1 tRNA gene and 2 rRNA genes (1 of these 3 cut by a window edge) are annotated in these 2,500 nt (G+C 54.0%); all 3 read left to right on the top strand.

What is annotated here, in order from left to right:
- Nucleotides 1-2,058 (top strand): 23S ribosomal RNA (locus ACZ1II_RS07630) (it extends 737 nt beyond the left edge of the window).
- Nucleotides 2,059-2,193: 135 nt separating this feature from the next.
- Nucleotides 2,194-2,308 (top strand): 5S ribosomal RNA (rrf, locus tag ACZ1II_RS07625).
- A 112-nt stretch (nt 2,309-2,420) separates the two neighbouring features.
- Nucleotides 2,421-2,497, top strand: a tRNA-Met gene (locus ACZ1II_RS07620).
- Nucleotides 2,498-2,500 lie beyond the last annotated feature (3 nt).

Raw genomic sequence — 2,500 nt, 5'->3', positions numbered from 1 at the left:
AAGGTGCGGTAACACGCACTGGAGGACCGAACCGTTGAATGTTGAAAAATTCTCGGATGAGTTGTGTTTAGGGGTGAAAGGCCAATCAAGCCGGGAAATAGCTGGTTCTCCGCGAAATCTATTGAGGTAGAGCGTCGGATGTATGCCGTTGGGGGTAGAGCACTGGATGGTTGCGGGGGTCGCGAGATCTACCAATACTAACCAAACTCCGAATACCAACGAGACTTATCCGGCAGACAGACGGCGGGTGCTAAGGTCCGTCGTCAAAAGGGAAACAGCCCTAACCTACAGCTAAGGTCCCCAAGTCATCACTAAGTGGGAAAGCATGTGGGAATCCCAAAACAACCAGGAGGTTGGCTTAGAAGCAGCCATCCTTTAAAGAAAGCGTAACAGCTCACTGGTCTAAATAAGGGTTCCTGCGGCGAAAATGTAACGGGGCTAAAGTGATGCACCGAAGCTTAGGGTTCAGATCTTTGATCTGAGCGGTAGCGGAGCGTTCCGTAAGCGAGTGAAGCGGAAGGGTAACCGACCGTGGACGTATCGGAAGTGCGAATGCTGACATGAGTAGCGATAAAGAGGGTGAGATGCCCTCTCGCCGAAAGACCAAGGGTTCCTGCTTAAAGCTAATCTGAGCAGGGTGAGCCGGCCCCTAAGACGAGCCCGAAGGGGGTAGTCGATGGGAACCACGTTAATATTCGTGGGCCTGGTGGTGTGTGACGGATCTCGTGTATTGTACAACCTTATTGGATTGGTTGTGCTTTGAAGAGGTTCCAGGAAATAGCCCCACCGTATAGACCGTACCCGAAACCGACACAGGTGGTCAGGTAGAGTATACCAAGGCGCTTGAGAGAAGTATCCTGAAGGAACTCGGCAAATTGCCTCCGTACCTTCGGAAGAAGGAGGCCCCGGCTAAGCGCAAGCTCTGTCGGGGGGCACAGGCCAGGGGGTAGCGACTGTTTAGCAAAAACACAGGACTCTGCTAAGTCGGCTTCAAGACGACGTATAGGGTCTGACGCCTGCCCGGTGCCGGAAGGTTAAGAGGAGGAGTGCAAGCTCCGAATTGAAGCCCCGGTAAACGGCGGCCGTAACTATAACGGTCCTAAGGTAGCGAAATTCCTTGTCGGGTAAGTTCCGACCTGCACGAATGGCGTAACGACTTCCCCACTGTCTCCAGGATATGCTCAGCGAAATTGAATTCTCCGTGAAGATGCGGAGTACCCGCGGTTAGACGGAAAGACCCCGTGCACCTTTACTGCAGCTTCAGAGTGGCATTAGGATAGAATTGTGTAGCATAGGTGGGAGGCTTTGAAGCACCGGCGCCAGCTGGTGTGGAGCCATAGGTGAAATACCACCCTGTTATGTTCTGATGTCTAACCTCGCACCGTTATCCGGTGCAGGGACCCTCTGTGGCGGGTAGTTTGACTGGGGCGGTCGCCTCCTAAAGAGTAACGGAGGCGCGCGATGGTAGGCTCAGGCCGGTTGGAAACCGGCTGCAAGAGTGCAATGGCATAAGCCTGCCTGACTGCGAGATTGACGAATCGAGCAGAGACGAAAGTCGGTCATAGTGATCCGGTGGTCCCTCGTGGAAGGGCCATCGCTCAACGGATAAAAGGTACGCCGGGGATAACAGGCTGATGATTCCCAAGAGCTCATATCGACGGAATCGTTTGGCACCTCGATGTCGGCTCATCACATCCTGGGGCTGGAGCAGGTCCCAAGGGTTTGGCTGTTCGCCAATTAAAGTGGTACGTGAGCTGGGTTCAGAACGTCGCGAGACAGTTTGGTCCCTATCTGCCGTGGGCGTCGATACTTGAGAGGAGTTGACCCTAGTACGAGAGGACCGGGTTGAACATGCCTCTGGTGTACCTGTCGTTCCGCCAGGAGCGCAGCAGGGTAGCTATGCATGGACGGGATAACCGCTGAAAGCATCTAAGCGGGAAGCCTCCCTCAAGATTAGGTATCTTCGAGTCGTGATAGACCATCACGTTGATAGGCCGGGTGTGGAAGTGCGGTAACGCATGGAGCTAACCGGTCCTAATAACTCTGTTCATGCTTGATGAATCCCACCATCAATGACAACCCTGCCAACAAGCAGCGCTTGTCTTGATGATCGGACGATCATCCAGCCAGATATCAGCTCTAACTTAGAGCAGCACGGGCCATCGATTAAAAAACAGCACGCCGTCTCCATTGCTTGGTGACCATAGCGTCAGTGACCCACCCGATCCCATCTCGAACTCGGCCGTGAAACCTGTCAGCGCCAATGGTACTAACGCTCAAGCGTTGGAAGAGTAGGACGTCGCCAGGCATTGTAGCCGGCGTGCTAAAAACCCATCACAATGACAAAGGGCACTAAAGTGCCCCAAAGAGGGCCCTCGAAGGCCCTCTTCGCGTTCATGCAGAACGCAACACAACTTTGACGCGGGGTGGAGCAGCCCGGTAGCTCGTCAGGCTCATAACCTGAAGGTCGTAGGTTCAAATCCTACCCCCGCAACCACAT

The organism is Novosphingobium sp. BL-S-20, from assembly GCF_055521635.1.
The sequence above is the reverse complement of the archived record's forward strand: the minus strand, read 5'-3'. Positions and strand labels throughout refer to the sequence as shown.